29 protein-coding genes and 1 pseudogene are annotated in these 25,860 nt (G+C 64.6%); 14 read left to right on the plus strand and 16 right to left on the minus strand.

Features of this window, described 5'->3' with window-relative positions; translation table 11 throughout:
* Positions 1-43: 43 nt before the first annotated feature.
* A complete protein-coding gene (pepN, locus tag AUC68_RS12185) occupies positions 44-2,695 on the minus strand; it encodes an aminopeptidase N (protein WP_069437904.1) in 2,652 nt (883 codons plus the stop codon).
* Between the two features lie 15 nt (positions 2,696-2,710).
* Entirely contained in the window at positions 2,711-5,035 is a 2,325-nt protein-coding gene (locus AUC68_RS12190) for a heavy metal translocating P-type ATPase (protein WP_069437905.1), read from the minus strand.
* Between the two features lie 121 nt (positions 5,036-5,156).
* Here AUC68_RS12190 and AUC68_RS16515 point away from each other — a divergent pair, with 121 nt between their 5' ends.
* The 6 genes from AUC68_RS16515 (at position 5,157) to dusA (ending at position 8,890) form a co-directional block, all read left to right on the plus strand.
* The gene (locus AUC68_RS16515; RefSeq protein ID WP_141701263.1) at positions 5,157-5,549 is read left to right on the plus strand and encodes a hypothetical protein; all 393 of its coding nucleotides are present in this window, start codon (positions 5,157-5,159) and stop codon (positions 5,547-5,549) included.
* Positions 5,483-6,109 carry a c-type cytochrome gene (locus AUC68_RS12195; protein WP_069437906.1) on the plus strand — a complete coding sequence of 209 codons (627 nt, stop codon included), beginning with the start codon at positions 5,483-5,485 and terminating at the stop codon, positions 6,107-6,109. The genes AUC68_RS16515 and AUC68_RS12195 overlap by 67 nt, the downstream gene beginning before the upstream one ends.
* An 87-nt stretch (positions 6,110-6,196) precedes the next feature.
* Positions 6,197-6,544, plus strand: coding sequence for an ArsR/SmtB family transcription factor (locus AUC68_RS12200; RefSeq protein ID WP_069437907.1), 348 nt, complete (start codon positions 6,197-6,199; stop codon positions 6,542-6,544).
* Positions 6,541-6,951, plus strand: a complete 411-nt coding sequence (gene arsC / locus AUC68_RS12205; RefSeq protein ID WP_069437908.1) for an arsenate reductase (glutaredoxin) — start codon at positions 6,541-6,543, stop codon at positions 6,949-6,951. Before AUC68_RS12200 ends, arsC begins: the two co-directional genes overlap by 4 nt.
* A gap of 60 nt (positions 6,952-7,011) precedes the next feature.
* Positions 7,012-7,743 (plus strand): arsenical resistance protein ArsH, encoded by a 732-nt coding sequence (arsH, locus tag AUC68_RS12210; RefSeq protein ID WP_425283234.1) that lies wholly within the window; start codon positions 7,012-7,014, stop codon positions 7,741-7,743.
* A 130-nt stretch (positions 7,744-7,873) separates the two neighbouring features.
* A complete protein-coding gene (dusA, locus tag AUC68_RS12215) occupies positions 7,874-8,890 on the plus strand; it encodes a tRNA dihydrouridine(20/20a) synthase DusA (RefSeq protein ID WP_083240705.1) in 1,017 nt (338 codons plus the stop codon).
* Between the two features lie 64 nt (positions 8,891-8,954).
* Here dusA and AUC68_RS12220 read toward each other — a convergent pair whose 3' ends face one another.
* The 10 genes and pseudogenes from AUC68_RS12220 to AUC68_RS18785 all read right to left on the minus strand — a co-directional run.
* Positions 8,955-9,974, minus strand: a complete 1,020-nt coding sequence (locus AUC68_RS12220; RefSeq protein ID WP_069437909.1) for a TerC family protein — start codon at positions 9,972-9,974, stop codon at positions 8,955-8,957.
* A gap of 36 nt (positions 9,975-10,010) precedes the next feature.
* On the minus strand, positions 10,011-10,949 hold the full coding sequence (locus AUC68_RS12225; RefSeq protein WP_069438169.1) for a LysR substrate-binding domain-containing protein: 939 nt from the start codon (positions 10,947-10,949) through the stop codon (positions 10,011-10,013).
* A gap of 329 nt (positions 10,950-11,278) precedes the next feature.
* The gene (locus AUC68_RS12230; RefSeq protein WP_069437910.1) at positions 11,279-11,902 is read right to left on the minus strand and encodes a methyltransferase family protein; all 624 of its coding nucleotides are present in this window, start codon (positions 11,900-11,902) and stop codon (positions 11,279-11,281) included.
* 84 nt (positions 11,903-11,986) lie between these two features.
* Positions 11,987-13,489, minus strand: coding sequence for a phosphomannomutase/phosphoglucomutase (locus AUC68_RS12235; protein WP_069437911.1), 1,503 nt, complete (start codon positions 13,487-13,489; stop codon positions 11,987-11,989).
* 136 nt (positions 13,490-13,625) lie between these two features.
* Entirely contained in the window at positions 13,626-14,183 is a 558-nt protein-coding gene (locus tag AUC68_RS12240; RefSeq protein WP_158008305.1) for a retropepsin-like aspartic protease family protein, read from the minus strand.
* A gap of 50 nt (positions 14,184-14,233) precedes the next feature.
* The gene (locus AUC68_RS16090) at positions 14,234-14,632 is read right to left on the minus strand and encodes a retropepsin-like aspartic protease family protein (protein ID WP_083240708.1); all 399 of its coding nucleotides are present in this window, start codon (positions 14,630-14,632) and stop codon (positions 14,234-14,236) included.
* Positions 14,629-14,934: a hypothetical protein gene (locus AUC68_RS16095; RefSeq protein ID WP_083240709.1), complete on the minus strand. Its 306-nt coding sequence runs from the start codon at positions 14,932-14,934 to the stop codon at positions 14,629-14,631. The genes AUC68_RS16090 and AUC68_RS16095 overlap by 4 nt, the downstream gene beginning before the upstream one ends.
* Positions 14,931-15,125, minus strand: a complete 195-nt coding sequence (locus tag AUC68_RS12250; RefSeq protein WP_069437913.1) for a DUF1289 domain-containing protein — start codon at positions 15,123-15,125, stop codon at positions 14,931-14,933. Before AUC68_RS12250 ends, AUC68_RS16095 begins: the two co-directional genes overlap by 4 nt.
* A gap of 93 nt (positions 15,126-15,218) precedes the next feature.
* Positions 15,219-15,665 carry a sensor histidine kinase gene (locus tag AUC68_RS18780; RefSeq protein WP_425283235.1) on the minus strand — a complete coding sequence of 149 codons (447 nt, stop codon included), beginning with the start codon at positions 15,663-15,665 and terminating at the stop codon, positions 15,219-15,221.
* 178 nt (positions 15,666-15,843) lie between these two features.
* A pseudogene (locus AUC68_RS18785) lies at positions 15,844-16,767 on the minus strand (sensor histidine kinase); the annotation flags it as partial.
* A 233-nt stretch (positions 16,768-17,000) separates the two neighbouring features.
* Here AUC68_RS18785 and AUC68_RS12260 point away from each other — a divergent pair.
* The 3 genes from AUC68_RS12260 to AUC68_RS12270 all read left to right on the plus strand — a co-directional run bounded on the left by AUC68_RS12260 (position 17,001) and on the right by AUC68_RS12270 (position 18,987).
* Complete coding sequence (locus tag AUC68_RS12260) at positions 17,001-17,744, plus strand: MBL fold metallo-hydrolase (protein ID WP_069437914.1); 744 nt, start codon at positions 17,001-17,003, stop codon at positions 17,742-17,744.
* A 38-nt stretch (positions 17,745-17,782) separates the two neighbouring features.
* Positions 17,783-18,394 (plus strand): uracil-DNA glycosylase family protein, encoded by a 612-nt coding sequence (locus AUC68_RS12265; RefSeq protein WP_069437915.1) that lies wholly within the window; start codon positions 17,783-17,785, stop codon positions 18,392-18,394.
* A gap of 113 nt (positions 18,395-18,507) precedes the next feature.
* Positions 18,508-18,987: an Lrp/AsnC family transcriptional regulator gene (locus tag AUC68_RS12270; protein WP_069438170.1), complete on the plus strand. Its 480-nt coding sequence runs from the start codon at positions 18,508-18,510 to the stop codon at positions 18,985-18,987.
* A 6-nt stretch (positions 18,988-18,993) separates the two neighbouring features.
* On the opposite strand, the gene AUC68_RS12275 is transcribed toward AUC68_RS12270, so the two are convergent.
* The 4 genes from AUC68_RS12275 to AUC68_RS12290 form a co-directional block, all read right to left on the minus strand.
* Entirely contained in the window at positions 18,994-19,875 is an 882-nt protein-coding gene (locus tag AUC68_RS12275; protein ID WP_069437916.1) for an NAD(P)-dependent oxidoreductase, read from the minus strand.
* A gap of 121 nt (positions 19,876-19,996) precedes the next feature.
* Positions 19,997-20,695 (minus strand): 2OG-Fe(II) oxygenase family protein, encoded by a 699-nt coding sequence (locus AUC68_RS12280; RefSeq protein ID WP_244500516.1) that lies wholly within the window; start codon positions 20,693-20,695, stop codon positions 19,997-19,999.
* A 291-nt stretch (positions 20,696-20,986) separates the two neighbouring features.
* Positions 20,987-21,166: a hypothetical protein gene (locus tag AUC68_RS12285; protein WP_069437917.1), complete on the minus strand. Its 180-nt coding sequence runs from the start codon at positions 21,164-21,166 to the stop codon at positions 20,987-20,989.
* A 104-nt stretch (positions 21,167-21,270) separates the two neighbouring features.
* Complete coding sequence (locus AUC68_RS12290; RefSeq protein WP_069437918.1) at positions 21,271-22,035, minus strand: DUF1045 domain-containing protein; 765 nt, start codon at positions 22,033-22,035, stop codon at positions 21,271-21,273.
* Between the two features lie 173 nt (positions 22,036-22,208).
* On the opposite strand from AUC68_RS12290, the gene AUC68_RS12295 reads away from it, so the two are divergent.
* The 5 genes from AUC68_RS12295 (at position 22,209) to AUC68_RS12315 (ending at position 25,740) form a co-directional block, all read left to right on the plus strand.
* Positions 22,209-22,838 carry a glutathione S-transferase N-terminal domain-containing protein gene (locus AUC68_RS12295; protein ID WP_069437919.1) on the plus strand — a complete coding sequence of 210 codons (630 nt, stop codon included), beginning with the start codon at positions 22,209-22,211 and terminating at the stop codon, positions 22,836-22,838.
* Positions 22,839-22,917: 79 nt separating this feature from the next.
* A complete protein-coding gene (locus AUC68_RS12300) occupies positions 22,918-23,856 on the plus strand; it encodes a c-type cytochrome (RefSeq protein ID WP_069437920.1) in 939 nt (312 codons plus the stop codon).
* A gap of 86 nt (positions 23,857-23,942) precedes the next feature.
* On the plus strand, positions 23,943-24,785 hold the full coding sequence (locus AUC68_RS16830; protein WP_158008307.1) for a hypothetical protein: 843 nt from the start codon (positions 23,943-23,945) through the stop codon (positions 24,783-24,785).
* Complete coding sequence (locus AUC68_RS12310; RefSeq protein WP_069437922.1) at positions 24,740-25,408, plus strand: caspase family protein; 669 nt, start codon at positions 24,740-24,742, stop codon at positions 25,406-25,408. Before AUC68_RS16830 ends, AUC68_RS12310 begins: the two co-directional genes overlap by 46 nt.
* Positions 25,405-25,740, plus strand: coding sequence for a hypothetical protein (locus tag AUC68_RS12315; protein WP_069437923.1), 336 nt, complete (start codon positions 25,405-25,407; stop codon positions 25,738-25,740). The genes AUC68_RS12310 and AUC68_RS12315 overlap by 4 nt, the downstream gene beginning before the upstream one ends.
* The last annotated feature ends 120 nt before the right edge of the window (positions 25,741-25,860 follow it).

The following is a 25,860-nucleotide window of genomic DNA, read 5'->3' on the forward strand; positions in this document are numbered from 1 at the left end:
GTGGAAATTACGTTAACAAGTCGTTGACAGGAGAAGGCCGATTCTAGGCCGTGCCCAACGTCTTGGTGACGATTTCGTATGCGTCTGTGGACAGTTCCTGGCGGGCGAGGTCCTGAAGGGCGGCTCTTGCGAGGGCTTGCCGTCGCGGTTCCAGGGTTTTCCAGCTTTCGAACGCGCCGAGCAGGCGCGCGGCCACATGCGGGTTGAACCCGTCGATCTTGAGGGCCTGGTCGGCGAGAAAACGGTAGCCCGCGCCGTCGGCCCGGTTGAAGCCGGACGGGTTGGCCATGGCGAAGGACCCGATCAGCGCCCGGACGCGGTTGGGGTTCTTCAGCGAGAACTTCGGATGGCTGAGAAGCTCATGCACGGTCTCGACCGAATCCGGCCGTGCCGCGCGGGCCTGTACCGCGAACCATTTGTCGAGCACGAGCGGATCGTCCTGCCAGCGCGCATAGAAATCCGCGAGGGCCTCGTCGCGGGCGGCCGACGGGATCTGCGACAGGATCGACAGGGCGGTGATCGCGTCCGTCATGTTCGTGGCGTCGCGATAATGGCGCAAGGCGCGGTCCGTGGCTTCGTCGGTTCCGGTGGCGCTCATCAGGTCGAGCGCGGCGTTCCGGAGCGCGCGCAAGCCCGCGCTGTCCGGGTCCGGCGAGAACGCACCGTCCGTGGCCGTGGTGTCATAGATCTCCGACAGCGTGTCCGCCATGGCCGCGCTGACATTGGTGCGTAAGGTGTCGCGCGCCGTCAGGATGGCGTCGGTGTCGACATTGCGCCCGAGTTCGCGTGCGATGTCGGACTCGCTCGGGAGCTTCAGCGTTTCGGCGCGGTAGGTGGGTGCGAGAGTCTCCGTCGCGCAAGGTCGGCTCCAGGCCTTGCGCAAGGCGGCCGGCCTGGGTCGGGCCGACCGGGCCGAGGTCGAGCCCGTCCCGCGCGCCGATGCGATCAGATCGGTGGCGTAGGTCTGCGCCGCCTGCCAGCGATTGAACGGATCGCTGTCGTGGATCATCAAGAACTCGATCTGCTCCGGCTTGAGGCTCGTGGTCACGCGTACGGGCGCCGAGAAATCCCGCAGGATCGACGGGGTCGGCGGGGCGGGGATGTCCTCGAACTCGAACACCTGCTCGCGTTCGGTGACCTCCAGTAGCCCGTCCGGAACCAGCTCGCCCTTGAGCTTGAGCGGCAGTTCGTCGCCATTGGCGCCGATGAGGCCGACTTTCAGCGGGATATGCATCGGCTCCTTGCTGCCTTGACCGGGCGTGGGCGGGACGACCTGGTTCACCCTCAGCCGCGCGGTCTTGGCGTGGGGATCGTAGTCGAGCGAACAGGCGATCTCCGGCGTGCCGGCTTGCGTGTACCAGCGCATGAATTGGGAGAGGTCGCGGCCCGAAGCGTCGGCCATAGCGTTGACGAAGTTCTCGACCGTCGCCGCCTCGCCGTCGTGACGCTCGAAGTAGAGCGCGATGCCGTTGCGGAAGGCGTCCTGCCCGAGAAGCGTCTGCAGCATGCGGCAGAGTTCCGCGCCCTTCTCGTAGACCGTCGCCGTGTAGAAATTGTTGATCTCGATATAGGAGGCAGGACGCACCGGGTGGGAGAGGGGGCCCGCATCCTCCGGGAACTGTCGTGCTTTGAGCAGCCGCGCGGTCAGAATCCGCATGACGGGCCCCATGCGCACGTCGCCCGTGAATTCCTGATCACGGAAGACGGTGAGGCCTTCCTTCAGGCAGAGCTGGAACCAGTCGCGGCAAGTGACGCGGTTGCCCGTCCAGTTGTGGAAATATTCGTGGGCGATCACGCTCTCGATCGAGGTGTAGTCCGCGTCGCTCGCCGTATCGGGCCGCGCGAGTACGAGCTTGTCGTTGAAGATGTTGAGGCCCTTGTTCTCCATCGCGCCCATGTTGAAGTCGGACACGGCGACGATGTTGAACACGTCGAGATCGTATTCGAGACCAAACCGTTCCTCGTCCCAGCGCATGGCGCGCTTCAGCGACTCCATGGCCCAATCGCAACGGTCTTCCTTGCCGGGTTCGACATAGATGCCGAGCGCGACCTCGCGGCCGGACGCGGTCGTGAAGCTGTCGTGGATCGAGGCGAGGTTGCCGCCGACCAGCGCGAACAGGTAGGACGGCTTGGGATGGGGATCGTGCCAGACGGCGTAATGCCGGCCGGTCCCTTCGATCGCGCCGCTCTCGACCGGATTGCCGTTGGACAGGAGCACCGGCGCGGTCTCGCGATCCGCCTCGATGCGAACCGTGTACGTGGCCAGAACGTCCGGGCGGTCGACGAAATAGGTGATGCGGCGAAAGCCCTCCGGCTCGCACTGGGTGCAGTAGGTGCCGTTGGACAGGTACAGCCCCGACAGTTCCGTGTTGGCCTCGGGGTCGCAGAGCGTGACGATGTCGAGGGTGAACGGCCCCACGGGCGGATTGGTGATGGTGAGTTTGCCGGGTGTCACCGTGTAACGGTTGGCCTCGAGATCGTCTCCGTTGAGAGCGATGCTTTCGAGCCTGAGCGCGTCGCCGTCCAGAACCAGCGGCGTTCCGGCCACCGTGCTGGAATTGGGCTCGATCGAAAGCAGCGAGGCGATACGGGCGCCTTTCGGCGCAAGCGTCACGTCGAGCGAGACGTCCTTGATGAGATAGTCCGGCGGCGCATAGTCCTTGAGGAACTTCGTGCTTCGGCTCTCGTCGTTCATCCTTGGGGTCTCCGGTTACAGTTCAACACGGCGCAGGCGTAACGCGTTCCCCACGACGGAAACGGACGACAGACTCATCGCGGCTGCGGCGATCATCGGCGATAGCATAATTCCGGCGACAGGGTAGACCACACCGGCCGCCAGGGGCACGCCAATCGCATTGTAGAAGAATGCGAAGAAGAGATTCTGCTTGATATTGGCCATGGTCGCGCGGGCAAGTTTCACCCCGCGCACCACGCCGCGGAGATCGCTCTTGAGCAGGGTCATGTCCGCGCTCTCGACGGCGACGTCGGCGCCCGTCCCCATGGCGATCCCCACATCGGCCTTGGCCAGCGCCGGTGCGTCGTTGATCCCGTCTCCTGCCATGGCCACGACGGCGCCGGATTTCTCCAGCTCCTCCACCAATTCGAGCTTTTCGCCGGGGGTGAGCCCCGCATGAACCTCGTCGACACCGAGCTGGTCCGCCACGGACCTCGCCGTCGTGACGTTGTCGCCCGTCGCCATCACGAGGCGCAGGCCGAGACCGTGCAGGGCGGCGACCGTCTCCTTGGCGCTCTCGCGGATCGGGTCGGTGACGGCGAGGATACCCGCGAGCCGGTTGTCGACGGCCAGATACACCACGGTCTTGCCCTCCTTGCGCAGGCGCGTGACCGTGTCCTCGACGCTGAGAATGTTGATGCGGTGGTCGTCCATCAACTGGGCGTTGCCGAGCCGCACCGCGTGTCCGCCTATGGTGCCGCCCACGCGCCCGACGACGCCCTTGCCGGTCACGGCCTCGAAGTCGCGCGCCTTCTCGACTTTGACGCTTCGGTCCTCGGCGCCCTTCAGGATCGCGGCCGCGAGCGGATGCTCGCTGCCGGCCTCGAGCGCCGCGGCAAATCCGAGAACCTTGGTCTTGGTGTAGCCGTTCGCCGCTTCGACGTCGGTCAGCGTGGGCTTGCCCTCGGTCAGCGTGCCGGTCTTGTCCACGACGAGGGTGTCGACCTTGGCGAGGCGCTCCAGGGCTGCCGCGTTGCGGATGAGGACCCCGGCCTGAGCGCCGCGGCCCGTTGCGACCATGATCGAGATCGGTGTCGCGAGCCCCAGCGCGCACGGGCAGGCGATGATCAGGACGCTGACCGCGGCGACCAGGGCATAGGCGAGCGGGGGCGCGGGTCCGACAAGGAGCCACACGACGAAGGCGACGACGGCGACGGCGATCACGGCCGGGACGAAGTAGCCGGCGACGGCATCGGCCAGGCGCTGGATCGGCGCGCGAGAGCGCTGGGCCTCGGCGACCATATGCACGACCTGGGACAGGGTCGTCTCGGCGCCGGTCCGGTCCACGCGCATGTCGAAGCTGCCCGTGCCATTCAAGGTCCCGCCGGTGACCGTATCGTTCGCCGTCTTGGCGACGGGAACCGGCTCGCCGGTCAGCATGGATTCGTCGACCTGGCTGCGGCCGTCGATCACGGTGCCGTCGATGGGCACCTGGTCGCCGGGCCGGACGCGGAGGACGTCGCCAACCTGCACTTCGGCGAGCGGAACGGTTTCGGTCTCGCCGCCGTCGCGGACGCGCAAGGCGGTCTTGGGGGCGAGGTCGAGCAGGGCGCGGATGGCGCCGCCCGTCTTCTCGCGGGCGCGCAGCTCCAACACCTGACCCAGCAGCACCAGCGCGACGATGACGGCGGCGGCCTCGAAATAGACCGGCACCAGCCCGTGCGCGTCCCGCATGCTTTCCGGGAACAGGCTTGGCGCGAACGTGCCGACCACGCTGTAGAGATACGCCGCGCCCGTGCCGAGGCCGATCAGCGTGAACATGTTCAGGTGACCGGTGCGCAAGGACTGCATGCCGCGTACGAAGAACGGCCAGCCGCACCACAGAACGACGGGGGTGGCCAGTGCGAACAGCAGCCATTGTTTGGCGGGCGGCGACAGGAATGGCAACAGGTCCAGCCCGAAGAGATGTCCGCTCATCTCGATCGCGGCCACGACAAGCGCGAGCGGGGCCGCAACCCAAAGGCGCCGGGTGAAGTCGATCAGCTCTTCGTTGGGCGCATCTTCCGCGGGAATCCCCATGGGCTCCAGCGCCATGCCGCAAATGGGACAGGCGCCCGGGCCCTCCTGGACGACCTCCGGATGCATGGGGCAGGTGTAGAGCGTGCCGGGCGGGGCCGGCTCCGGCGCGCCGTTCAGATAGCGCTCGGGATCCGCAGTGAACTTCTCCCGGCAACCGTTCGAGCAGAAGTGATATGTTGTGCCGTCATGCTCGGCGCTGGGCTTGCCGGCCTGGAGGTCGACCGTCATGCCGCACACGGGGTCGACGGCGGTCTCGGCGGGTTGGGGGGGTGTGTCAGTCATGCTTTCAAGATCGTGATCGCGTTAGGCTCATATACTCGTTCACGAGCGTCCGTGCATCTGCTAGGCGGAAAGGGGACGCGCGTCATGCTGACCCTACTGGGGTGATGGGGGACCGTTCAGCTTGAGAACAGTTGCATGGGAATTGTGCATCGCCTTGGCGGCGGTGGTCGGCGTCGGCGCAGGATATCTGCTCTCGGAGGGAAGCACCACGGCGGGCTACCCCTCCAACCTGGCAGATGAGCTTGCCAAGTTAAAGCCGGGACCCGAGACCGATCTGATCCGCTATGGCCGGGATCTGGTCGAGGATACGCCGCGCCTGATCGGCAGGAGCGCGCTCAATCCCGCCATGGCCTATGGCGGCAACGATCTGTCCTGCCAGAGCTGCCATTTGAACAGCGGCCTCAAGCCCTACGCGGGCCCTTTGTCTCGACGGCCGCGACGTTTCCGATGCTGGTGGACAACAAGGCCGTCACGCTGCCCGACCGCATCAATTCGTGCATCCGGCTCGGCCTGAACGGAAAGCCGCTGCCCGAAGACAGCCGCGAGATGACGGCCTTGATCGCCTATCTCGAATTCGTGGGCAAGGACGTGCCCGAGGGCGTGCGGCTGCCGGGCTCGGGGCTGCTGCCGGTCGCGCTGCCGGGCGAGGTGCCAAGCGCCCGGCGCGGCGCGGACGTCTATGCGCAACACTGCGTGAGCTGTCATGGTGAGGACGGGCAGGGCGCGCCGAGGCTTCCGCCGGAAGTGGGCTATTACGTTCCGCCGCTTTGGGGGCCTGACAGTTTCAACGGCGGTGCGGGCATGGGCCAGATCGCCTATGCCGCCGCGTATATCCGCGCCAACATGCCCGTGGGCGTCGACTACAAGAACCCGCTCCTGAGCGTGCAGGACGCCTGGGACGTCGCCGCCTATATGATCGCCCATCCCCGGCCGATCGCGCCCGCGAACCCGCCCGTCGTGCCGATGGTGATCGAAGATCTGCCGATCGAGCCCCCGCCGGACGCAGAAGCCGCGCTGCCGGGCCAAGAACTCACGCCGGATTTGACGACCCAGCCGGGTGGCCGCGCGCCCTAGCGCGGTGCCCCGCGGTGCGGTGTCGCAGGCGCCATCGGACCCGCGGACAATCCTTGCATTGGCTCTTAGTTCGAATATTCTCGATATATGGATTTCAATCAGAGTCTCGTCGCGCTCTCGGCTCTCGGTCAGGAGACGCGATTGCACGTGTTCCGCCTCCTGATCAAGGCCGGCCCTCAAGGGTTGCAGGCCGGGGAGATCAGCGACGCGCTGAATGTGCGGCAGAACACGATGTCGGCCAATCTCAGCGTCCTGATGCGGGCGGGCCTCATCCGCAATACGCGCGAGGGCCGGACGATCCGGTATTTTGCCGACTTCGACGGGATCCGGGGCCTTCTCGAGTTCCTGATGGAGGATTGCTGCGGGGGCAATGCGGATCTGTGCAAATCCGTCCTGGACGAGATCGCGTGCGACTGTTGGGAGCGCGTTCCGTGACCGCCATTATCTATCACAACCCGGACTGCGGCACGTCCCGCAACACGTTGAAGATGATCGAGGCCTCTGGCGAAGAGGTTGAGGTGATCGCGTATCTGGACACGGGCTGGACCCGGCCGCAGCTGCTCGCGCTGTTTGCCGGCGCCTCGCTGACGCCGCGTACGGCCTTGCGCGTCAGCAAGTCTCCGGCCGAGGAACTCGGCCTGACGGATCCTACGGTGTCCGACGAGGACCTGCTGGAGGCCATGATCGCGCATCCGATCCTGGTCAACCGCCCCATCGTCGTGACGCCCAAAGGCATTCGTCTGTGCCGTCCGAGCGAAACCGTTCTCGAGCTCCTGGAGAATCCGCATTTCGGCGTTTTCACCAAAGAGGATGGCGAGCGGATCGATACGGGAAGGGCCTGAGCTTTGACGAAGAAGGCCAACGGGCAAGACTTGCCCAACCAAGACTTGCCCAACCAAGACTTGCCCAACCACGACCTGCCCAACGTCGACCTGCCCAACGTCGATTTCACGCAGATGCAGCCGGTCGACGCGGACTACTATGCCGGCGCCGACGATCCGGGGCACCCGCCGCGCATCCTCCTGCTCTACGGTTCGCTGCGGCCACGCTCGTTTTCGAAGCTCGTGGCCCTCGAAGCCGAACGCCTCCTGAAGTGGCACGGCTGCGAAACCCGCATGTTCGATCCGCGCGGGTTGCCGCTGCCGGACTCGGAGGACATCGATCATCCGAAAGTTCAGGAGCTGAGGGAGCTCGCCGCGTGGTCCGAAGGGATGGTCTGGGTCTCGCCGGAACGCCACGGGGCCATGACCGGCATCATGAAGGCGCAGATCGACTGGATTCCGCTCGCGCTGGGGGCCGTGCGCCCGACGCAAGGCAAGACGCTTGCCGTGATGCAAGTCTGCGGCGGCTCGCAGAGCTTCAACACGGTCAACCAGATGCGCGTGCTCGGGCGCTGGATGCGCATGGTCACGATTCCGAACCAGTCGTCCGTGGCGAAGGCGTTCCTGGAGTTCGACGACAACGACCGCATGAAGCCGTCGGCCTATTACAACAGGATCGTCGACGTGATCGAGGAACTGGTGAAGTTCACCTATCTGGTGCGCGGGCGCGCGGGGCCGCTCGTCGATCGGTATTCGGAACGGGTCGAAAGCGCCGAGGCGTTGTCAAAGCGGGTCAATCAGCGCAGTCTTTAAGACGTTCTTCGTAAGGACGTGCTTTGTAACGACTTGCGCATATTCCCTCGCAACGGCCAATTGCTGCCTTGCGATTGCCGCACTGCATCACCACGTTTCGGACTTGTCATCAGTCAGTGAGCCTAAGTCGTTGAAACCAGACTCGCATCGTTTCTGCGTCGCACCGATGATGGAGTGGACCGACCGTCATTGCCGCGCATTCTTGCGGCTGATCTCCGCGCGCGCGTTTCTCTACACCGAGATGGTGACGGCCGATGCCGTTCTTCACGGCGATCGCCTGCGCGTGCTCGGCTTCAATGCGGTCGAGCATCCCGTCGGACTCCAGCTGGGCGGCAGCGATCCGGCCGGGCTCGCCGAGGCCGCGCGTATCGGCGCCGACTGGGGGTACGACGAGATCAACCTGAATGTCGGCTGCCCGTCGGACCGCGTGCAGTCCGGCCGCTTCGGTGCCTGTCTCATGGACGAGCCTGCGCTGGTCGCCGAGTGCATCCACGCGATGGCGGAAGCGGTTCGCGTGCCCGTGACCGTCAAATGCCGGATCGGCATCGACGATCAGGATACGGAAGAAAGTCTCGATCGATTCATCGACACGGTCGCCGATGCCGGTTGCACGATGTTCATCGTCCACGCCCGCAAGGCCTGGCTCGACGGCCTGAGCCCCAAGGAAAACCGGGACGTCCCGCCTTTGGATTACGATCGCGTGCATCGCCTGAAGACGCGGCGCAGCGATCTCGCCATCATCATCAATGGCGGTCTCACGTCGCTGGCGAACGCGGCGCCGCATCTCGTTCATGTGGACGGCGTGATGCTGGGCCGGGCGGCCTATGCCGACCCGTATCTCTTGGCGGAGGTGGACCGGACCCTCTACGGGGAGGCCGAGCCGCCGCTCTCACGCCTCGCCGTGCTCGACCGGTTCATCGATTACGTTCAGGGCGAACGCGATCGCGGCGTTCGGCTGAATGCCATGACCCGCCATGTGCTGGGTCTGTTTCACGGTCAGCCGCGTGCCCGTGCGTTCCGGCGCCATATCGCCGAACACGCGCACCTTCCCGGCGCGGGCATCGAGGTGCTTCGGCGGGCCCGCGATATCGTCAGTGGCGATGCCCCGGCCGCGGACGCGGCGGAGAAGAGATCCGCCGCCGCTTAGGACCGCGTCCTGTGCGTTGTGCCGCCCGCGTAACACGGGATTTTCAAGGTTTCCGCTCCCGCGCCTAGAGGTCGCCCGTCTTCGCGTCTTGCACCTTGTCGTCTCGCTGCGTATCCGCGGGATCGCGTTGCGTGCGCCATAGCGAGTAGAGGATGCCGCCCGCGATCAGGGCCACGGTCACGCTGAGCGAAACCGTTGAGGGAAACTTCTCCCATCCCGCCAAATCCGCAACGAAGATCTTGGAGCCGATGAACACCAGGATCATGGCCAGGGCGGGCTTCAGGTAGACGAAACGGTCGATGACGGCCGCAAGCGCGAAATAGAGCGCGCGTAAGCCAAGGATGGCGAAGATATTGGACGTGTAGACGACAAACGTATCGGTGGTGATCGCGAAGATGGCCGGGATACTGTCGAGGGCGAAGATCACGTCGACGATCTCGATCAGGATCATGGCGACGAACAACGGCGTCACCCAGGTTACGATCGCGCCTGTCTTCGTGTCGGGCTCGCGGACGAAGAAGCGTTGCTCGCGCAGCTTGGGCGTGATGCGCAAGAAGCGCCGCATGAGCTTCAGCGCGGGGTTGTCCTTGATGTCCGGCTCGTCGTCGCCGGGAAGCAGCATCTTGATCCCGGTAAAGATCAGCAGCAGCGCGAAGATGTACAGAACCCAGTGGAAGCTTGCGACCAGCCACGCGCCGATGCCGATGACAATGCCGCGCAACACGATGACCCCGAGAATGCCGTAGAACAGCACGCGATGCTGATAGAGTCGGGGGATGCCGAAATAGGTGAAGATCAGTGACATGACGAAGATGTTGTCCATGGACAACGTCTTCTCCACGAGGAAACCGGTGAGATATTCTTTGCCGCTGGTGGGGCCCGCATAGACCCAAACCCAGGCGCCGAAGGCGAGACCGATCGTGATTGTAAAAGGCGCTGAGGACGAGGCTTTCCTTGACCCCGATCTCGCGGGCCTGCGGTGAAAAAGCCCCAGGTCGAGGGCGAGTAGAATGACCACGATGGCCATGAAAATACCCCACATCCATAGGGGCGTGCCCATGACCAGGGTGTCGGTAAACTCCATCAAGAAAAACTCCGGAAAGTCGGGATAGTAGCGCCTCTAGGCGACAGGCTGTGCCTGTGTCTTAGCATGGTTGGCGCCAAATTCATCCGTTACGATATTCCGGATTAATACGGCAAGATTGTCGAAATTGTGCTGCGCGTTTTTGGTCTTCCGCCAGAGCATGCCGATGGTCCGGCTGAGGCCGCGGTTGCCGATGTCGTAGGTCTTGAAGCGCGGGTCCTTGCTGACGACGCTGCGCGCGTAAAGCCCCGGCATCAAGCTCACGCCAAGACCCGTGGCCATCATTTCGCGCAAGGTGTCGAGGCTGGTGCCTTCGTAGTCGTAGCGGAGGTTGGCGCCGCACTCGGCCGCGAGATTGACAACGATATCGCGGAGTTGGTGCCCAGGTCCGAGCGCCAACAGGTCGACGCCCTCGAGGTCCGCCGCCGTGATGCTGGGCTTGTTCGCCAGCTCATGGTCGACCGGGACGGCGAGATAAAGCGGCTCGTCGAAGAGGACGGCCTCCTTGAGACCGCTCTGGGTCACGGGGAGAGGGGCGATGACCACATCGTGCAGGCCCTCGGCCAGTTCGCGGGGCAGAGCATGCGGGAGTTCCTCACGCACGTAGAGCTTGAGTTTGGGATAGGTGGCGTGGAGGCTGGGCGCCACACGCGGGAGCAGGTAGGGGCCGATCGTGGGCGGAAGGCCGAGCCGGACCACACCGGCGATGCCCGCGCCGAGCTGGCCCGTGATGTCGACGATGCGCTGGGCGTCGCGCAGCATGCGCCGCGCGATCTCGACGACTTCGAAGCCAAGCGGAGTCACGACGACGTTGGAGCGGGAGCGTTCGACGAGCTGAACACCGAGGCGTTGCTCCAGTGTCCGCAACTGCTCGCTTAAGGTCGGCTGTGTGACATTGACCCTCTCGGCGGCCCGTCCGAAATGACGGTTGTCGGCCACGGCCACCAAATATTCCAATTGCCTCAATGTCGGCATGGCGTTTCCCCATTCCATACGCGGATGTAGGGTACCGTTTTTTCTATGGAACGATCATCGAAAATTCCTATCAGCGTTATGGATTTTTCCTCTCGAAGGCCTGCCGCGCCATCGAAGACGGGCGACGCCGCGTCCCGGGAGCCATCCAGCCGCCGTTGCCGTCATAGGGATGACATGGCCGCGGGCGCTCCCATGGCCGCGGATGCTCCCATGGCCGCGGGCGCTCCGTGGACCGCGATGCTCCGATCGTCAGGACCGACATCCCTGCCGCAACGGCAGACTTATGCTTCGGATGGCTTCCGGCTTCGCGCGGCGCTTGTCGGGATGGCTTAGCTGGTACGGCGGGACGGCTGGGTCTTGTCGAGCAGATACTGCATGAAGCCCGGCAGGTCGAAGAAGCGCGCCGTGCGCTGCTTATATTCTTCGTAGGTCGCGCCGTAGCGGTCTTCGAGCCATTGCTCCTCGGTCAGCGCCATCAGCACGTACACGCAGCTCGCCGAGAAGGCCAACGGGATCGTGAGCCACGAGTCGGCCATGATGACGGTGCCGATCAGCCCCAGGATCGACGAGGCATATTGCGGGTTCCGGCTGAAGCGGTAAAGGCCGTGGCTCACCAAGCCGTCGGCCCCGCAATAGGTGTTGCCGAGGCCGAGGTTGAAATAGCCGAAGACCGTAATGCCGAAGCCAACAAGGAACAGCGGAAGGCCAATGATCAGTCGACTGAGGTCGATGAGGCCAGCGCTATTCCAATCCAAAATCGCGATGACGAAGGTCAGCACCATGCCGGCGCGGAACAACGTCCAGAAGGTGACACTCTGCCAGGTTCCCGGCCCAGGCGTCGGCCAGATCCGGAAGGGCGGGAAGAAGAGGGTCCTCAGCATCAGAGCGTTCAGCGTGATGCCGACGATCAGACCCACTACGAAAACGGCGTGTGTGTAGGTGAAATCAATCATGACAAGCGCGGAACAGACCAGACTCGGATTGCAAATTTGCGACAGTACGCTAACGGTTTTGTTGCGTTGTCGCGCGACGGTTTTCTAGATCTTCTGGTTATATTCGCCCACTTCGGGCTGTTTGGCGAGTTCCTTGTCGATCTCGGCGAAGATCGCGCGCATGTTGGCCTCCGACGTGGGGCTCTCGACCACGACCACCAGTTCCGGCTTGTTCGAGGACGCGCGCACCAGGCCCCAGGTCCCATCCTCCAGGACGATGCGAATCCCGTTCACGGTGATCAGTTCACGGATTTTCTGACCGGCCAGCGTCTCGCCGCGCTCCGCAGCCCCTTCGAAGTGTTTCACGATCCGGTCGACCACGCCGTATTTGGTCTCGTCCTCGCAATGGGGCGACATGGTGGGGGATTGCCAGGTCTTCGGCAGCGCGTCCTTGAGTTCGGCGAGTGTCTTGCCCGGGTTCCGCTCGAGCATGTCAAGCACCGCGATGGCCGAGACGAGGCCGTCGTCATAGCCCCGGCCGATCGGCTTGTTGAAGAAGAAGTGCCCGGATTTCTCGAAGCCCACCAGCGCGCCGTGCTCGTGGCTGTAGCGCTTGATGTAGGAGTGCCCCGTCTTCCAATAGGCCGTCTCGGCGCCGTTCTGGATGAGCACCGGATCCGTTTTGAACAGGCCGGTGGACTTCACGTCCACGACGAAATGGGCGTTGGGGTGAAGGGCCGAGATGTCCCGCGCGAGCATCACGCCGACCTTGTCGGCGAAGATCGCTTCGCCCGTATTGTCGACCACGCCGCAACGATCACCGTCCCCGTCGAAGACGAGGGCCAGATCGGCCTTGTGCTCCAGGACCGCATCGCGCGTGGCGTTCAGCATGGCGAGGTCTTCCGGATTGGGATTGTGTGCCGGAAAGCTGTGATCGAGGGTGCAGTTCAGCGGGACGACATCGCAGCCAAGCTCGGCAAGCACGTGCGGCGCGAACGCGGCCGCCGTGCCGTTGCCGCAGGACACGACCACCTTCATCTTGCGCTCGTATTTCGGATGCTGCAGCAGGTCCGCCATATACCGCTCCGGCAAATCCGGGACGTAGATGTAGCTGCCGCCGCCCCCGTTGTGGCTGAAGTCCGCGTTCATCACGATCTCTTTCAGCCGGCTCATGTCTTCGGGCGCGAAGGTCAGCGGACGGTCGATGCCCATCTTGATGCCCGTCCAGCCATTGTCGTTGTGGCTCGCCGTGACCATCGCCACACCTTCCACGTCGAGCTCGAACTGGGCGAAATAGGCCATGGGCGAGAGGGCGAGACCGATGTCGTGGACTTCCGCGCCGCCCGCCAGCAGGCCGGTCATGAGCGCGGATTTGATGGCCGAGGAATAGGAGCGGAAGTCGTGCCCGACAACGATCCGCAAAGGTACGCCGCGTTCGCGCATCAGCGTCGTGAGCCCCATGCCGACCGCTTCCATGCCGAGAAGGTTGATCTCGTCCGGGAACAGCCAGCGGGCGTCGTATTCGCGAAACCCGGTGGCTTTCACGAGGGGAAGGCGCTCGAACGCGGCGGTGTTGGGAACGAGATCCTGGCGGGGCTTCGGGAACATTCTGTCTCCTTGGGAATGGCGGGCAGGCATGGCGGCCCGGAGGAAAGGCCGGATTGGGAAAGGCCATAGCAGATTTACCCTCGCGTTCACTAGCCCTGTCCGCGCGACGGGTGCGAAGGTGCCGATTGGATGGCGCCTATTGGATCAGGATCAGCTCGTCGCCGCGGAGGTTGAAGCTGTCGAGACGGCCGAGAAAGCTCATGCCGAGGAGATTGACGTCGAGCGCGCCCTTCTCGGCGATGGCTGCCTGGACGTTGCGGAGCGTGATGCTGCCCACGCGGACGCGCGACAAGATCACGGGCGCGACCCTGGCGGTACCGTTGGCCGTGGCCACCCGCGCGCTGAAGTCGAGCGTGGCGGGCGACAGGCCGGCCCGCCGCGCGTCCTCGTAGGTGAGGGCAATGACCGAGGCGCCGGTATCGGCCATGAAGGTCAGCGGGCGACCGTCCACGTCGCCCGTGAAAACGAAATGGCCGCGCTTGTCGGCCTTGAGGCGCACTTCGCCGGAAAAGCCCGGTTTCGCGTTCGGCTCAGGCCTGGTTTGCGAGGCAAAGACGAGCGGCGCATCGCCCTCGGACGGAACGACTAAGCTTTTGATATCGTTATAGAAGTATGCGCATACCGAGAGCGCCGCGCCGACCAGGATCCACTGCGCCGCCTCTTGGAGCAAATGTCTGTTCGCCGACCGCAACACGCGCCTCGCCGTCTCGAGTGTCCGGTTTCGGGGGCTGCCTGCGGCTTTGGTCAGCCGCGCAAGGTCAGAAAGTCCCCGGAGAACTCATAGGAGCGCAGGCGGCTTAAGAAACTCATACCAAGCAGGCTCTGGGACAGCGCCCCGGGCTGGGCGATGAGGGCCTCGACGCGGGTGCGGTCCAGCGGGCCGATGGCGACGTCCTCCAGCCAGATGCGCGCCGCCATGGTGCGGCCGTTGGCGGTCAGCACGGGCACGCGAAAGGTCATCTCGTCCACGTCGATCCCGGCGGCTTGTGCATCCTCCGGGGTCAGAACGATGGAGGAGGCGCCCGTATCCACAATCATGGACACCGGCATGCCGTTGACCTCGACCTTGGCGGTGAAATGGCCGTTCAACCGCTTGCGGATCTTGACCTCGGTCAGGCCACCCGCGCTCGTCTCGACCGTCATGGCGGTGCCGGGGAGGAGTTCGCCGAGACCCGCGTCGCGATCGGCGTCAGTTCCTCTTTGTAGGCATAGAGCGTGACCAGGCCGAGACCGAGCGCGAGCCAGGTCACCGCGTCCCGCACGATGGTCGCCGCTCCGCCGCCGTAATGGCTGAGCAGGCCGCTGGCCAGGTAGACCAGGAGCGCCAGCAGGAACGCGCCGTAGCCGAACGTCGTGACGTCGAGGCCCGCGATCATCCCCGAGTCGTTGCTGACCAGCATCATGCCGCCAAGCGCGAGGATGAACAGGGCGACCCACGTGGTCATGACGCGGCCTCGCTGGGTGCGGCTTCTTCTTCCAGCCGCTTCAGTCGCTCGGGCAGCGTGTCCATGATCGCCCGCCGCTCGGCGGGTGTCATGCCGGCCCAGCCGGCGATTTCGTCGCCGCTGCGGCCGCAGCCGATACAAAGCCCCGACTGAGGGTCGAGCATGCAGATATTGACGCAAGGCGTTTCCAAGCGGTCCTCGCCTGATAAGGGTCTGAACTCTCTATGTAGTCTGTGGGAAGACGCAGGGCAATCGGCGGAGGGTCGGCCGGGGCCCTGCAGGTCCTAGCTCGCGCGCTTGTGGGCGTCGGGCTGTCCGCCCTCGTCGGGTGCGGGTTCGCCGGGTTCGGTGAGCCTCGGCAGCGCCTCCATGATGCGGCTCGGCGGCAGGGTGACCGTCACTTCGGTGCCGTAGCGCAGCTTGCTCTTGAGCTCGAAACTGCCGCCATGCAGCTCGATCAAGCCCTTGGTGATGGGCAGACCGAGCCCGGTTCCGCCCTCGGCGGTCTGGTGCGCGAGCGAGCCCTGACCGAAACTCCGCAAGACGCGGGGGATCTCGTCGTCGGGAATGCCCGGCCCCGTGTCCTTGACGCTGAGCGCCAGGCCGCCGGCCTTCGTCCGCGCGACCTTGAGCGTGACGGTCCCGTTCGATGGCGTGAACTTGATGGCATTGGAGAGGAGGTTGAGGCAGACCTGCCGCAAGGCCCGTTCGTCCGCCCACGCTTTCGGCAAGCCCTCCTCGAGGCTGGGTGATCTTGAGGCCCTTGTTGTCGGCGCGCACCCGCATGAGCCGGTGGCATTCCTCGGCGATCTCCGTGAGCGAGACGGGCGTCTCGTTGAGCTCGTAGCGCCCGGCTTCGATCCGGCTGATATCGAGGATCTCGTCGATCAGGGTGAGAAGGTGCTGGCCGCTCTCGTGAATGTCGTTCGCATATTCCTTGTAGGTCGGATTGGCGTGGGGGCCGAAGGCCTCGTCCCGCATGATCTCGGAGAATCCCAGGATCGCATTGAGCGGCGTGCGCAATTCGTGGCTCATGGTCGCCAGGAACCGCGACTTGGCGAGGTTGGCTTCTTCGGCGCGCAAACGCGCCTCGTCGGAGATGGCCTTCGACTGTTCGAGTTCGCCGATCAGAGCGTCCTTCTCGGCGCGAAACTCGAGCATGGACACGACGGTGCTGTTGAAGCCGTTCATCAGCCAGATGAAGTAGAGGTGGACGGCGACGGCCATGGCGGCCATGGCCCAGTAGAACGGATCGTTGAGCAGCGCGAAGCGGATGACGATCGCCGCCGTCATGGGCAGCGTGCCCGCGTAGACGATCGGCATGACGGTCGAGGCGAACAGCATGCGCATCGAGATCACGACCAGCACGGCCGCGAAGATGAACGTATAACCGGCGACGCCTTCCGTCAGTGGACTGATGAAGACCACCGACGCCCAGGTCACGCCGTAGAGGAATTCAGCCGCCGTGATCTTGGCGCGCCAAGTCGCGACATTCACCTCGTCGCGGGGCTGCTTGGCGAACTGCTTGCAGATGCCGACCAGGATGCCCTTGGTGACGAAGATGCAGCACAACCACAGCAGCAATTCGTCGACCGGGGACCAGAACATCGCGCCCACGGCGACGACGACGGCGAGGAGCGGGGTGGTGATCGCGGCCGAGAGCTCGTTCTTCACGAACATCATCAGCAGTTCGTAGTCGAACTCCAATCCGCCGGAGGACTTGTAGGTGAGCTTCTCGCGGGCTTCCTGAACGCTGCGGAAGGCGCGCCGCTTCTGCCCGCTCACCGAGCTGGAGGCGGCCACGGGGGCCTCGGCTGACGCACCACTCACCATCACTTATGAAACCCGCAACCCGACCGCAGACGACAACACACGCGGGACGGCGTGGACAGCCGATTGCGGCCAGCCCGCCCCCCGAACTTAGGCTTAACAAGAAGTATCCGGCCAAAGTCCTAACGAGGCGTTTACCCACGCCCCGAGCTGGCACCGGTCTTGACGTATGTGATCGAGAAACCACATGAATTCGATACCCGAGATTCGGGCAGGGGGGATGAAATGGAAGAACAATGCAACTGACCGTTGTCGGGTGCGGCGATGCGTTCGGGGCCGGAAACCGCCTTCAAACCGCGTATTTTGTCAAATCGAAAGCGTCGACGTTCCTGATCGACTGCGGGGCGACAACGCTGATCGGCCTGCAGAGGCTGGGCCTGTCGCCGAACGATATCGACACGGTGTTCGTGTCGCATCTGCACGGGGACCACATTGGCGGTCTGCCGTGGCTGCTGATCCACGCCAAATATATCGGCCTGCGGACGCGGCCCTTGGTCGTGGTGGGGCCGGAAACGATCGAGGAACGTTTCGTGACGCTGACCGAGGCCGTCTATCCTGGCACGCTGGACAGCGGCATCAATTTCGATCTCGTTTTCGTGGAGCATGAGAAGCGGGTGCCGCGCGAGCAGGACGGCGTCACGGTCACGCCCTTCGAGGTGTACCACCCGTCCGGCGCGCCGCCCTATGCGATGCGCTTCGACATCGAGGGCAAGGTCCTCTCCTTCACCGGCGATACCGGCTGGGTGGATGTCCTGCCCGAGGTCTCGCGGGACGCCGATCTCTTCATCTCCGAGTGCTTCCAGTACGACCACGCAATGCCGATGCATCTCGACTACAAGACCATCGATGCGAATTACGAGCGCTTTGCGGCCAAGCGGGTCTTGTTGACCCATATGGGCCAGGAGATGCTCGATGCGCGTTCGGAAGTGGATCTCACGCGCTATGCGCTTGCCGAAGACGGTATGATCATCGATCTCTGATCGATGCGGCCTCTTGGCTGCGGTGGCCCAGGTGCCCGATGCCCGAATTGACCGCGATTGTGCGTGCCATCCGGCGTTGCCGCGTTTGCGTGACGGCGCCGCGCGGCCAGCCGCTGCCCCATGAGCCGCGTCCGGTGCTGCGCGCGAGCGCGACGGCGCGCCTTGCGATCTGCGGTCAGGCGCCGGGGACGCGCGTGCACCGGTCGGGCAGGCCCTTTTCCGACCCATCGGGCGACCGGCTGCGATCCTGGCTGAACATGCCGGCCGACTTGTTCTACGACGAGGCGCGCGTCGCCATCGTTCCCATGGGGTTCTGCTTTCCGGGACACGATGCGAAAGGGGGCGATCTGCCGCCACGGCGCGAGTGCGCCGCTCAATGGCATCGCGATCTGTTCGCCGCGATGCCGCAGGTCGAACTCGTCCTGGCGGTCGGCGCCTATGCGCAGGCCTTTCATCTGGGCGCGGCGCGCGGCAAGACCTTGCAGGAGACGATGCTGAACTGGCGGGCGCATCTCGAGGCGCCCCGGTCCCCGCGGGTGTTCCCGCTGCCGCACCCGTCCTGGCGCAACAATGCCTGGCTCAAGAAGAACCCCTGGTTCGAGGTGGAGCTGCTTCCGGCGCTGCGCCGCGAGGTCGGCAAAGTCTTGTGAGCCGGCTTGCGGGGCGTGGAACAATAATCTACCTTCACCATCCAATCAGCCGATATTTAGAACGAGGTTTCTTCTGCGGCTGCGTTTCTTCAAAATTTTGTCGGATGGTTTGGATGCTGGATCGGATGGACCGTAAGATCCTGGAAATCTTGCAGGAGGACTGCACCTTGCCGGTCGCCGAGATCGGCAAGCGGATCGGCCTGTCCACGACCCCGTGCTGGCGGCGCATCCAGAAGCTCGAAGAGCAGGGTGTGATCGAACGGCGTGTGGCGCTGCTCGACCCCAAGCTGGTCAATGCCGGGGTGACGGTTTTCGTCTCCATTACGACCAGCAACCACACCAAGGAGTGGCTCGAGCGCTTTCACGCGGCGCTCGCGGATTTCCCGGAGGTGGTCGAGTTCTACCGCATGAGCGGCCAGATCGATTATCTGCTGCGCGTGGTGGTGCCGGACATCGAACGCTACGACGCGTTCTATAAGCGGCTTATCGCCAAGATCGAACTCTCCGACGTGAGCTCGGCCTTCGCCATGGAGCAGATCAAGTTCACGACATCCTTGCCGCTCGGCTACGCCGCCGAGGAGAAGCGCGCTTAAGCGCCGCTAGCGCTTCGGCCGGTCGCGGTTCAGCCGGGCGATGAGGCTCGACGTATCCCAGCGCCGACCGCCCATCTCCTGAACTTCGGCATAGAACTGATCGACCAGCGCGGTCACGGGCAGGCTCGCGCCGTTGCGGCGCGCCTCGTCGAAACAGATGCCGAAGTCTTTGCGCACCCAATCGACGGCGAAGCCGTAATCGAACTTGCCGGCGATCATGGTCTCCCAGCGATTGTCCATCTGCCAGGACTGCGCGGCGCCCTTGGAAAGGGTGGCGATGACCTTCTCCATGTCGAGACCGGCGCGCATGCCGAAATTGAGCGCTTCGGCCAGGCCTTCGATCAGTCCGGCAATGCAGATCTGGTTGACCATCTTGGTGAGCTGGCCGGCTCCCGCGGGGCCGATGAGATTGACGGCATGGGCGTAGGACTCGATCGCGGGCTTCGCCTTGGAGAAGTCCGCCTCCTCGCCGCCGACCATCACGGTGAGCTTGCCGCTCTCGGCGCCCGCCTGTCCGCCCGAGACGGGGGCATCGAGCGCAGATGCGTTGTGGCGCGTTGCCGCCTGGGAAAGCGCGCGCGCGATCTCGGCCGAGGCGGTGGTATGGTCCACATGGACCGCGCCCGGCTTCAGACCCGGATAGACTCCGTCGGGGCCAAGGGTCACCGCGCGCAGATCGTCGTCGTTGCCCACACAGGTGAAGACGAAGTCCGCGCCGGCGGCGGCTTCCGCCGGGGTGGGCCTGTGGGCGCCCCCGTATTCCGCCACCCATTTTTCGGCTTTCGCAGGGGTGCGGTTGAACACGGTCACGTCGTGTCCGGCAGCCTTGAGATGGCCGGCCATCGGATAGCCCATCACGCCCAGTCCGATCCACGCGACTTTGCTCATGCGGTGTCCTCGTTCCTTCAATCCCGTTTCGTGGCGACCCTAAAGGAAATGGCCGGGGCGAACCCGGCCATTGTCTTCTGCCGCGCAAGCGCTGCGGCCGGCAGCCCCGTCGTTCGCTCCGTTAGGCGATCGGAGTCTCGGGAAAGGCGAGTTGCTCGCGGGCGCGCCACTCGTCGGTGACGTAGTTGATGATCAGCGACTTGCGGACGCCCTTGATCGGCCGTCTTTCGAAGCCGTGATAGGTGTTGTCGCCCGGCACGAAGATGAAGGCGAGGTTCGGCGCGAACGGCGAACGCGCGACATGGCTCTTGTCGGCGTCGTAGACGTCGGTGCCGAGATTGTCGTGCCCTTCTTCGTCGGAGAGGTACAGAAGCATGGTGAAGGACTTCACGCCGAGATCGGTGTGCGGCTCAAGCCAAAAACCATCCGTATCCTGAGCGAATTCGATGCGCAGATAGGTGCCGGCGAGATCGGTGCCGAACGTGTTCTCGATCAGGTCGGTGATGCGCTCGTCCTGGAACGCCTCGGCAACGGCGTTCACCGATGCGAACGCTTCCCGGTTCTCGACGTCGAAATATTTGCGCGTGTTGTTGTGCAGTTCGCGCTTGCCCGATACGCCCTCGAGCGAGGGGGCGGGGAAGGGAAGGCCGAGAATGTCCGCGATGGTATCGTCGGGGAAACATTTCTTCAGCACCCAATGCGGATACGGCGCGTCGCTGTGATCGCCATTGGCCACACTCTCGGTGAAGGTGCGAACGATGTCCTCGGAGGAACTCTTCGCGTCGACATCCGCCTGCTTCAAGGCTGCGCTATCCCTCATAATGTCGGTCAACTCCTAAAGATTGGGTCGAAACATGCTGGTTTCTCCAGCGCCCAGGCGATCCCATCCAGTTGCTCAGTTAGCACTCTAAGGCCCTTACGTGCAAACGAACCCGTCCGTACGATCGAGGAGCTTGCGCGCAGGCATGCGCCTCGGGGTGCGGATCGAAGCCTCCGGCGATTGGAGCGGGCAAGCGTTGATGCGGCTCAAACCCCGCGAAAAAGAAGACCCCGTCAGGACCCGCCCCGTCAGGACCTATGGCGTCGGGGCCGCGGCCGCACCCGCCCGGGCTCAGTTGATCGAGATTCCGGTGATATCCCCGAAATCTGCGAAATCGTCATCGGTGACGACCTGCTCGTTCCGCAGGCATCTGGCCAGTAGTTCCAGCAGCGAAGCGTGAAGTTCGCACTCGCCTTCAAGCTGTGGAGGGTTTTCGGCGAGAAACGCCAGTATTTCCGCATAATTCGGCATTGGAATCCCCTGTGCCCCCATTGGCCCGAAATTGGCGGACGCCTGTGTCAAAACTGAGGCTGGTAGGCGGGGGCCCACACCCGTCCCGGCAGGGCTTAGGGGGATTATCCTGCCAGGGGGTAGCGGCCGAGGAGACGGGCGGATGGGCCGGGATTTTGGCCGCTTCCGGCGGCGCTCCGTGTGCCGATCAGCGACAGCCCATCGACGCAAACGCCCTCGGCGCAGAGTCCGGCAATCAGGGGGGCCAGGGCCTCGGACAGGCGGTCGAGTTGCTGGGGGTCGAGGGGCCCGGCAAGCCTCATGGAGAAGCGGTACTCGCTCATCACGTTGGGCTGGCCGAAGCTCTTGAGAAGCAGCCGCTGATAGGGGCTCAGATGGGGGTGTCCGTCTTCCGCGGTTTCGGACATCGCCGCAAACGAATCGAAGGCGTTGAAGCACTGAAGCGCAAGCCAATCGAGCTCGGGACGCGGGTTCGCGGGCCGGAGCACGAGGGCACGGCGGGCGCGCATCAGTTTCAGCGGGCCGGTCTCGATGGCTTTGCGGTGGGCGGCGAAGTGCGCAAGGCGCGTTTTGATGTCCTCGAGGCGCGCATGCTCGCGGAGCGTCAACGGCGAGAAGAACGGTGCGTGCAGTCCCAGATAACGATCGGGGGTTGTCGTGATTCCATCCGGAGCGCCGCTGCCTAGCCCCGACAAGGAGAACGCTTGAAGCGTCGTCCCATCATTGGCCCGGCCGAACCAGGACCGGCCGAAGGAGGCAAGCGCGCTTCCGGGGCGCGGCGTGTAGCAAATTGAAAACTGCGTCAGGCGCGGCTCGTCGGACAGCGGCTTTGCGTCGTGCTGCAGGGCATGTTGCGTGGCGTCGAGCATTCCGTCTCCCTCAAGACTGCCGTCCCGTCATCGGGCCGTGACCAACACGTAACGAGCCGCTGTGACCTTGACGCGACCGGTTTCGGGCGATAGGGCGGCGCTGCCATGAAGACTTGGTGACTCAAGGCGCAGGTTTGTGAATCGATGGCTGAGACGTGAAAGGAAGTGACCGCGTGATCGACCTCTACACATGGATGACGCCGAACGGACAGAAGGTCTCGATCATGCTCGAGGAAGTGGAACTGCCCTATCGGGTGCACCGCATCGACATCGAGAAGGGCGCGCAGTTCGACCCCGAATTCCTCAAGATCTCGCCGAACAACAAGATCCCAGCCATCGTGGACCATGACACCGGCCTGCAACTGATGGAGTCGGGGGCGATCCTTCTCTATCTCGCCGAGAAGACGGGCCGGCTGCTGCCGCAGGACTTCGAGGCCAAGTGGCGCACCATTGAATGGCTGATGTGGCAGATGGGCGGCGCGGGACCGTTTCTCGGCCAGGTGCATCATTTTGTGGCCTACAATCCGGGCAAGAGCCCTTACGGCGAGGCGCGGTATACGAAGGAGGCGCGCCGCCTCTGGCGGGTTCTGGAGACCCGCTTGGGCGACGTCGAGTATGTGGCCGGGGACTATTCCATTGCCGACATCTCGATCTGGCCCTGGATTGCGCGCTACCCGATCCAGCCCGTGGAGATGGACGAGCATCCCAACATCAAGCGCTGGTACCATGCCATTGCGGCGCGCCCGGCGGTGCAGCGCGGCTGGGACGTGGTCGGCGCGGGGCGGAAGCTGCCGTTGCCCTAGCGGTCGTTGCCGCAGCTGTGGTTGCCGCAGCTGTGGTTGCCGTACGTGACGCGTGCCGGGCTTGATGGAGGCGAGAGAGATGGTACGGAAGGCTCTTCTTCTTGCGGTCGCGCTGTTGTTGGCGGCCGGTCTCGCCTTCTACCTGCTCACAAGGCCCGTGACGTTTTCCGCAAGCGACCTGCCCGATCACACACCGGATGTGGCCAACGGCAAGCTCATGTTCACCGCCGGCGGGTGCGCGGAGTGTCATGCGGCGCCCGCAAAAGGCTGCGACGATCTCGAGATCGAGGACGAGACCCGGCTCGCGGGCGGCCGCTGCCTCAAGACCGATGTGGGGATCTTCTACGTGCCCAACATCTCGCCCGACGAAGAGAGCGGGATTGGGGGCTGGTCGACGCTCGACTTCGTCAATGCGATGAAGCGCGGCGTGGCGCCCGGCGGCGTGCATCTCTACCCGGCCTTTCCCTATACGTCCTATCAGCGCATGCGCTTCGAGGACATCATCGACCTCAAGGCCTATCTCGATACGCTGCCGCCTGTGCGCAGCACGGTGCCTGCGAACGATCTCCGCTTCCCCTACAGCGTCCGCCGCGGCGTGGGCCTGTTTCAGCGCCTCTATGTGGACGGCAAGACGTTTGCGCCGGACCCGAAGGCGAGCGAGGCGGTGAACCGGGGCGGGTATCTCGTCGAGGGGCCGGGCCATTGCACCGAGTGCCACAGCCCCCGCAACGCGCTTGGCGGCATCATCGCCCATGAGGCCTTTGCCGGTGCCGTCAGTCCCGAAGGGAAGGGCGATGCACCCAACATCACCCCGAGCGAGGATGGCCTCGGCGATTGGAGCGCCGAGGACATCGCCTATTTCCTGGAGACTGGATCGACGCCGGATTTCGATGTGGTGGGCGAATCCATGGTGCCGGTCCAGGAGAACATGGCGCAGTTGCCGCCCGGCGATCGCGAGGCCATCGCCGCCTACCTGAAGACCCTGCCGCCCCGGCCGGACCCAAGCAGCACGCCATGACGGCGATGCGCTTTGACAGGACTTTCCTTGAAGAGTTGGGGCCCGCGATCTAGCGTGGGCGCTTCAGTACCGTGTTGAGGATTGGAATGGCGGGGAAATTTCGAAGCCGGTCTCGGCTGGCGATGGGGCTCGCTTTCGCCGTTGCCGTTGCCGCCGGGGCACCGGGTTTGGCGCATGCCGCACCGCCGGCGCGCACCGGCGCGATCGTCGTCGCGGTGGCGACGCCGGAGAACGAGGCTGCCGCGCCGCGCCACCCCGAACCGCTCGACAAGAAGTCCCTCACCGAAAAGGTGCAGCGCTGCTACGCCAAGCTCGGCTACTACAAGGGTCCTATCGACGGGAAGGCCAACAAGGCAACCTGGACGGCCCACTGGCATTTCAAGAACGAGCACGGGCTGAAGGCCCACGGGGACTTCCTCGCCAAGCCGGTCCTCGCGAAGATCGGGGCCCTCTGCAAGGACGAGGAACCGCAAATGGCCGGGACGGAGGGCGCGGTCAGCGGCGAGGCGGCGACCGCGACGGTCGTGGCGGAGCTGGCGTCTGAAACGGACTCCTTGATGGAACCAACGCCGCAAGCTCTGTCCGAGGCGGTCACCGCGTCCGAAGTCACCGCGTCCGAAGTCGCCGTGTCCGAAGTCGCCGCGTCTGAAGGGGCCACGCCTGAAGGCTCCGCGCCCGACGACTCCGCCCCCACGCCCGCGAGCGATGTGGCCCCGCCGCGCGCGCGCAGCGACATCGAATGTCTGCCCGAAGACCTGCTTGCGGCCCTGCGCGCGGCCCATGGGCCGGGCGTGACCGCAAGAGCCTGTGCGCCGGGATGTCTGCCGGCGCGTCGGGCCTCAGTCAACAGCAGCTGGACGAGCTTTACGGCCGCTACGGGGTCGTGTGGTGCCGCTCCTGCGTTCAGATCGAGGGGCATCTTTCGCTGAAGGATATCCGGCGTATCGAGCGGGCCGGCAATCTCGATCTGTGCACGACGCCGCCGCGCCAGATGCCGCGGCCCGGCAGCGCCCACGGGAATGTGGTGAAGTCGTTCAGCCGCATTCGCGAGTTGTATCGGGCCTTGCCGACCATGCCCGAAGACGAGAATGCCATTGCCGTCATCATCGGCAATACGACCTATGACAATCTGCCGGCAGCGCGGACGGCCAGGAACGACGCCGGCGCCATGTACTTCTTCCTGACCGAGCATATGGGCTTCCGGCAGGACCAGGTGATCGATCTGCGCAATGCGGAACGGGCGGACCTGGAGCGTGTCTTCGGCCCGGTGCCCGGCTCCGACGGGGAGTTGAAGCGCTTGGTCCAGGCCCGGCCCAATGCCAAGGTCGTCGTCTTCTATTCCGGTCACGGCGCCGTCAACGCCACCCAGGACGAAGCCTATCTCCTGCCCGTGGACGCCGAGCCCTATCGCGAAGAGCGGCGCGGCTACCCGCTGTCCACGCTCTACGCCAATCTCGCGGGCCTCGGCGCAGATCAGGTCCTGGTGCTCCTCGAGAGTTCGTTCGGCCGGGACCACGGGACTATATTCTGCCGCCCAATATTCCGGAGATGAAACGCAGCGCGCTGCCCGAGCAGCCTCGCGCCGACATGACGGTTCTGGCTTCCGCCGATCGCGGTCAGCGGGCGCTGATCGACCCCGACTACGATGTCGGGCTGTTCACCCGCTATCTGATCGAGGGCCTTGCGGGCAGCGCCGATCTCGCGCCCGTCGGCAACGGGGACGGGGAGATCGACAGCGCCGAGCTCTATGCCTACACGGCCGCCTTGGTCCGGCTCGGGGCGCGCAAGACCTTCGGCCTGCTCCAAAGCCCGGTGCTTTCGAGCGCCGAAACGGAGGTCTTGAAGGCGCCGAAGGCCGCTGACGAGAGCGCCAAGCAAGGTTAGCGCCGCAGGCGCCGAAAGTCTCTTTACAAGGTGGGCCGAACCCCATACGCAAAGCAGCCCCGCGCGCCGGTATGTGCACCGGTGAGTCCGGCCGGCAGTTTCGTGTCTTGGTCCGCATGG

This window comes from Methyloceanibacter methanicus (assembly GCF_001723285.1).
GTDB classification, from domain to species: Bacteria; Pseudomonadota; Alphaproteobacteria; order Rhizobiales; family Methyloligellaceae; genus Methyloceanibacter; species Methyloceanibacter methanicus.